This window comes from Mucilaginibacter sp., assembly GCF_028288105.1.
Taxonomy (GTDB): Bacteria; Bacteroidota; Bacteroidia; order Sphingobacteriales; family Sphingobacteriaceae; genus Mucilaginibacter.
The window spans coordinates 1-5,457 of the sequence record NZ_JAQBOI010000292.1; the positions used below are offsets into that span (position 1 = coordinate 1).

The window sequence follows — 5,457 nt, forward strand, 5'->3', positions numbered from 1 at the left end:
AATACGGCGAACAGGATAAGCAGCGCGACCAGGCCGCTGCCCAGGTAGCCGATGTATTGCGCCTTTAGCCCCTTGAACTCGATTGGGCGGTTGATGCCTTTGTTGATCTGGTAGCTCATACGCCGAAAAATGATTTGAGAACAGTAGCGACGACAACCAAAAAGATACAGCTGCCAAACCAGCTGGAAGCTACCTTACCGGTATCGTGTTCACCGTCGTTCCATTTTTTATAAACTTTGATCGCGCCGACCAGGCCGACAATAGCGCCTATGGCATACATCAGGTTGGTACCCGTTGCGAAATAGCTTTTGACCTGGCTGGTGGCTTCATTGATACCCGCATTGCCGTCCTGTGAAAACGCGCTTGCGCTGATCAGCACCGGTACAATTGCGTAAATAATTTTGAATGTTTTTTTCATGATCGGATGATTTAAAAGGTTGATGGCCATTCGGTTTCTTTCAAGGGAAAAGGTAATCGAGTGACTGCATATTCATTTAGGGTCAGAATGACCGCGGGCAGACTGATCTCGTCCCGGAACACTGCATATTTGTCCAGTAATAGTTTAAAAAAGGAAAGGAACTCCGTTTTGTTATCGTTATCACCGTAGGCGTTTATGAGCACCTTGGCTTCTTCAAGCAGGTCATCTGACGGCCCTTTGGGAAGCGTCTGCTCGCTGACCTCATCGGGTGATGCAACGGTAAAAACGAATGTTTCAGGATCATGTAGCGCCGTGCCTGTCTCCGGTTTGGCAAGGCCCATGACAGAAGGAGCAGCGGAAGCTACCCCCGGTGATGCGTTTTTAATTCTTGTCTGGATGAGGCCGGGTAGGCGAGTCCTGTAATACCGCAAGCCGGCGCAAGCGTACCAGGCGAGACTGAACAGCAGGACGGCAGTAACGTATTGCTGCCAGGAGATAGCGTTTAACATATGCTTTCGTTTATCATCAGCGCACCGCGCGGTGATGTGAAAGCAAAATTACCGGGCATCCGGGTACCGGATTCATCCCTCCTTCATCAGGGGGGATTTATTGACTCCCCAAAAAAGTAAACGGCAGTATAAATAAGGAAGCCACCAGAGAATAATCTTGGATCAAAATGTGGGCGTGCGGCAATGGATGTAAGGAACTGGCTCGACGAAGAGTTTGAGCCGGAGGAATTACTTTTGAGTGAAAGAGATATTTCAAAGGATATTGAACTATTGATAGACAAACGGGCGAACTTAGGTAATAAGCCATCATAATACGCTCTTTAGCACTCGTCGTTTGTCAGGTGCATCTGGTGTGGATGTAAGTGACAAGATTCATCAAAAAATTGCACCCGGATATGCATCCTAATAACTGTTATACCGTCTCAGTGGTATCGCTGTCGTTACCGGTCATACTTGATCCGCCTAAATTTAAAAGATGACTTTCTTTCACATTTAAAGCAATTGCGATTTTTCTTAATGTAGACAATCTGATGTCTACCAGCCCTTTTTCAATTCTTAATAGTTGATGGTGTTCAATATCAGCAAGTTGTGAAAATTTGCGTACACCGAGATTTCGCCCGGTGCGAATCGATTTGATTCTTTCACCCAGGAACTCCTTAAACTCAGCGTCACTAATTTCCATTAGTGAAATATCAAGTTAGTTTTAAAAATAATTGGTACATAATTATGTACCAATTACAAATTATTTTATCTTAGCGCCATTGGTGACAAACCTTTCAGACGAAGGTTAATGGAACACGGGACATATTTATTTGATCAATGGAAGTTATTGGCAAAACCAAGCGAAAAAAATTTAACTATTTTGTTGGCATAGATGTATCGAAGGAAACCCTTGATTTCGCTGTGATTAAAAACAGAGAACTGCTATTTCACGAAAAAATACAAAATGAACCCCAGCCTATATGTGATTTTGTCGGGAAATTGAAAGCCATGAAAGGGTTTAAGCTGTCGAAAGGCCTCTTTTGCATGGAAAATACCGGCTTTTACTGTAATCACTTGCTTAACGTATTCAGGAAGTCAAAAATTAATATAGTGGTTGAGAACGCCGTTCACATAAAAAACTCAATGGGGCTGGTACGGGGAAAGGACGATAAGATCGATGCCATCCGGGTTGCCAGATTCGCACAAAAGAATTGTGACGATCTGAAACTCTGGGTGTCTGAGAGACCGGTGATGACCAAACTAAAGAGCCTTGTCGCCATGAAGGGAAGGCTGATGGCCGCGAAGATCGGATTGAAGTCGCCGATAGACGAGCAGCAAAGCTTTGTTACTAAAACACTTCAAAAGGATAATTTGATTGCCTGTAAAAGAAGCATTGCAGCCCTTGAATTTGATATCCTGGAGGTGGAAAAGTCCATCGAACTTTTATTGAGCGACGACGAACGTCTCAAGAGGCTCATGGAGCTTGTAACCTCTGTTCATAGTATAGGAAAAATAACGGCGAGACAGTTCATTATTTGCACGAACGAATTTAAGGATATAAGAGAAGCAAAGAAGTTTGCCTGCTACGCGGGGGTGGCGCCTTTTAAAAAGGAGTCAGGGAAAATGGTATTTAAACCGAGGGTGTCACACCAGGCCAATAAAAAGATGAAAGCGCTGCTGCATATGTGTGCGATGGTATCTTTACAATCGGATACGCCGCTTAAGCAGTATTTTGACCGAAAGACAAAAGTGGATGGGAAATCGGGTATGCTCGTAGTGAATGCTATCAGAAACAAGCTTGTGTTAAGGGTCTTTGCGTGTGTCAGGCAGGACCGACTTTATTTAAAAGACCGCTTGCCAGAAGTACAGGCTGTGCCCGGCCCGAAGTGAAGGACTGAATAAGACAGGCCATAAATGCCCATTACATCAAAACATAACAGCGGATGAACTATTAAGGAGGCCAGGTTGAGACTTAACGACGGTATCAGTTGTCCGCTGTTTAATGTGACAACTCTGATCTAAAAGGAAGGGGCTAGTCGTGTTACGGAGCTTAAATGGTTTCAATGAATCAAAACATAGCAGCGGATGAACTATCAAGGAAACCAGGCTGCAGACTTAGCTACAGTATTAGTTGTCTGCTGTTAAATGCAGTACATCAGTCTGAGGAAAACGTTACCCGTGTTAGGCTGCGTGAATGGTTCAACCGGGCTTAAGGTTAACTTATGGTTATAAGCGCGCAATAAGCTGCCTCCATTCCAATTGGTTGAGCGCATCAATGTTTTGGGTCGGTATGGACTCCGTCTCAGATTAAACGGCCAGTTCTATATAACTGACATTATATTTGGCCGGAAAAAGATTAGCAAAGATTTAAACTATCTATAGGTCTTACCTGGTGTGGTGAATAATGAGCTTTGCCAATCTTTTTATGTTACCGGACTTTGGCCCAAAGTACAAAAAATTCGGTTCAATTTTCATTTTTTACCCAGGAGAGGGGGCTTTGAAGTATGACTTTGTCCTGGTAACGGGTGTAAAAATATAAACTGATGGCAATGACTATATATACGATGATATTGAAAATGGTATGATGATCGGATATATAAACATTTTTAGTAGGCCTCCAGTAAATAGAAAGTGTTACAAAGCGCGACAGATTAAGCAATTGAATTACAATCATACCAATACCCCAAAAGTATAATTTAGGTTTTAACACGCCGGGATAGCCTATTACAAAAGCAGTAAAAAAGCTCATTACACCAAAGCCAAGGCAATCGTATCCAACGTGTACAACGTTATGGCCTACAACCAGCATTTGGTAACCGTTTGTCTTGGTTTCGTAGCCAAGTATGTTTAAAATAGCGGCACTACTTTCTATAAGCACATATCTTAACCAGTTGATAAAATTGAGATGTTCATCGAAAAATATGGAATATAGTTTACCTCCCGGGGATATCATGGCGAGGTAGAGAACGTAAAAACCATAAATAAAAGCAAACAGGCACAAAAATTTTATAACAAACATTAACGCCGGACTTAGCTTTGGTTTATTTCCTTTCATTCCCCTGTTGCTTTCGTAGCTCATCTATCTTTATATCTACCACTAACCTAAACCAAAAGCCCTGCATAAAGTGAAAAATTAAGCCGGTTCGGCCATCCAGTATACCCAGCTTAAATATAATACGGTAAATAAAATATACCATGGGCCTTACATAACGGGGCAGTCTCCACCATATTTGTTTAAACCATGCCTTACGTTCATTTGGTGGTCCCCAAAAACGAGGTTTAACAGTTTGCCGCCTAAGGTTAAGCATCCGTTCGGTTTCTTCAAGCGCAAGTAAATCGCTGTATTTATTATGCTTATCTATCCAAAAGCTTATATTATTTTCCTTTAAATTTTCTTCTAACAGATGGCCCCGTTTCCAGGTTAGGGTATTGCCGGGCACGACCAGGCGGTGATCCATATTTTCGTTGATATCCGAGAAGCCCACATTGTACCTGATCATTTTAAGCATATAAAAAGGGTAGTAGCTCCCATATTTTATCCACCGCCCTTTAAAAAAATTTTTGCGGTTAAAATAGATACCGTTAATATGCTGATGATCTTCATCCCTGAAATTTTGCAGAAGCTTGTATAACTCTGGCGTTACCGTATGATCGGCATCCAGGCAAATTACCCAGGGCGTTTTGATGTCGAAATTTTTAAGCGCGAAATCCCACTGTTTTGGATGGTTTTCAAACGGATGCTGCTTTATTATTGTACCAGCTGCTTCCGCGATTTTCATGGTACTGTCGGTGCTGCCCGAATCCAGAATAAATGTTTCTGCATTTAAACCCGCTATGGATGCAAGCAGTCGGGGCAGGTGCATCTCCTCGTTGTAAGTAAGTATAATGAAGGAGTACTGCCCGTTCAATTTGATTGTGCTTTTAGGAGCATAGATTTCCAAAGATAGGGGATCCGCCCGCAGCCTTCAAAGCCGGTCACGGTAAATCCATTGGTTTTTAATAAACTGCTTAATGTTTTTGCCGACCACATTTTTATATGCCCGCCAAGCCATAACGGATTAAGATGGCTATCCCATTTGTTAAAAATACTTAATACAAGGTTTTTTAAATACCCATGATATGGGGTAGACAGGACGATCTCGCCCTTACTACTAAGTGCTTGCTTGCAAAATACGATAAATGCTTCCGGGTCATAAAGGTGTTCAATTACTTCAGTAGAAATGATGGTGTCGAAGCTTAAACCCTGTAATGCCGGAGGTAACTTGCCTGTTGAAAGGTCTTGTACGAAAAAACGGTCCGGGTTTTCCTGCCGGGCGATTTGTATACCTTTCTCTGACGCATCCGTACCGTAGACATTGTAGCCTGATTGGATAAGATGGTTCACTAAATAGCCATTCCCACAACCCAGATCTAAAATGCAACGGTTCTTATCTTTATCCAGCATCTTAAGCAATGGCTGTAAGATGTAGTTAAAATTGTGGGTCATGGTGTTGTTATGAAAACCATACTCCTTATAATCACTCATGCCCTATAATATTTTGGTAAAGA

9 protein-coding genes are annotated in these 5,457 nt (G+C 42.3%); 2 read left to right on the forward strand and 7 right to left on the reverse strand.

Annotated features, from left to right (window positions below; all coding sequences use genetic code 11):
* From JWQ85_RS19295 to JWQ85_RS19305, 3 genes are all read right to left on the reverse strand, one after another.
* Window positions 1–119: DUF4133 domain-containing protein (locus tag JWQ85_RS19295; RefSeq protein WP_299470892.1), on the reverse strand; the 119-nt coding region annotated here is incomplete at its 3' end.
* Window positions 116–418 (reverse strand): DUF4134 domain-containing protein, encoded by a 303-nt coding sequence (locus JWQ85_RS19300; RefSeq protein ID WP_299470876.1) that lies wholly within the window; start codon window positions 416–418, stop codon window positions 116–118. The genes JWQ85_RS19300 and JWQ85_RS19295, both read right to left, overlap by 4 nt.
* Before the next feature lie 11 nt (window positions 419–429).
* Window positions 430–927, reverse strand: coding sequence for a hypothetical protein (locus JWQ85_RS19305; protein ID WP_299470878.1), 498 nt, complete (start codon window positions 925–927; stop codon window positions 430–432).
* A 183-nt stretch (window positions 928–1,110) separates the two neighbouring features.
* Here JWQ85_RS19305 and JWQ85_RS19310 point away from each other — a divergent pair, with 183 nt between their 5' ends.
* Complete coding sequence (locus tag JWQ85_RS19310) at window positions 1,111–1,239, forward strand: hypothetical protein (RefSeq protein ID WP_299470880.1); 129 nt, start codon at window positions 1,111–1,113, stop codon at window positions 1,237–1,239.
* Window positions 1,240–1,339: 100 nt separating this feature from the next.
* Here JWQ85_RS19310 and JWQ85_RS19315 read toward each other — a convergent pair whose 3' ends face one another.
* Window positions 1,340–1,609: a helix-turn-helix transcriptional regulator gene (locus JWQ85_RS19315; RefSeq protein WP_299470882.1), complete on the reverse strand. Its 270-nt coding sequence runs from the start codon at window positions 1,607–1,609 to the stop codon at window positions 1,340–1,342.
* A gap of 137 nt (window positions 1,610–1,746) precedes the next feature.
* Between JWQ85_RS19315 and JWQ85_RS19320 the strand changes: the two genes are divergently transcribed.
* Complete coding sequence (locus JWQ85_RS19320) at window positions 1,747–2,799, forward strand: transposase (protein WP_299470884.1); 1,053 nt, start codon at window positions 1,747–1,749, stop codon at window positions 2,797–2,799.
* A gap of 574 nt (window positions 2,800–3,373) precedes the next feature.
* On the opposite strand, the gene xrtY is transcribed toward JWQ85_RS19320, so the two are convergent.
* From xrtY to JWQ85_RS19335, 3 genes are read right to left on the reverse strand one after another with little or no spacing between them, the layout of a single operon-like run.
* Window positions 3,374–3,964, reverse strand: coding sequence for an exosortase Y (gene xrtY / locus JWQ85_RS19325; RefSeq protein ID WP_299470886.1), 591 nt, complete (start codon window positions 3,962–3,964; stop codon window positions 3,374–3,376).
* Window positions 3,951–4,850 carry a glycosyltransferase family 2 protein gene (locus JWQ85_RS19330; protein ID WP_299470888.1) on the reverse strand — a complete coding sequence of 300 codons (900 nt, stop codon included), beginning with the start codon at window positions 4,848–4,850 and terminating at the stop codon, window positions 3,951–3,953. The genes xrtY and JWQ85_RS19330 overlap by 14 nt, the downstream gene beginning before the upstream one ends.
* Complete coding sequence (locus JWQ85_RS19335) at window positions 4,814–5,434, reverse strand: class I SAM-dependent methyltransferase (protein ID WP_299470890.1); 621 nt, start codon at window positions 5,432–5,434, stop codon at window positions 4,814–4,816. The genes JWQ85_RS19330 and JWQ85_RS19335 overlap by 37 nt, the downstream gene beginning before the upstream one ends.
* Window positions 5,435–5,457: the final 23 nt, after the last annotated feature.

Coding starts and splice junctions, on each gene's coding strand:
- xrtY (WP_299470886.1), bottom strand. CDS start 3,964: ATGAAAGGAAATAAACCAAAGCTAAGTCCGGCGTTAATGTTTGTTATA.
- JWQ85_RS19310 (WP_299470880.1), top strand. CDS start 1,111: ATGGATGTAAGGAACTGGCTCGACGAAGAGTTTGAGCCGGAGGAATTA.
- JWQ85_RS19300 (WP_299470876.1), bottom strand. CDS start 418: ATGAAAAAAACATTCAAAATTATTTACGCAATTGTACCGGTGCTGATC.
- JWQ85_RS19305 (WP_299470878.1), bottom strand. CDS start 927: ATGTTAAACGCTATCTCCTGGCAGCAATACGTTACTGCCGTCCTGCTG.
- JWQ85_RS19335 (WP_299470890.1), bottom strand. CDS start 5,434: ATGAGTGATTATAAGGAGTATGGTTTTCATAACAACACCATGACCCAC.
- JWQ85_RS19315 (WP_299470882.1), bottom strand. CDS start 1,609: ATGGAAATTAGTGACGCTGAGTTTAAGGAGTTCCTGGGTGAAAGAATC.
- JWQ85_RS19320 (WP_299470884.1), top strand. CDS start 1,747: ATGGAAGTTATTGGCAAAACCAAGCGAAAAAAATTTAACTATTTTGTT.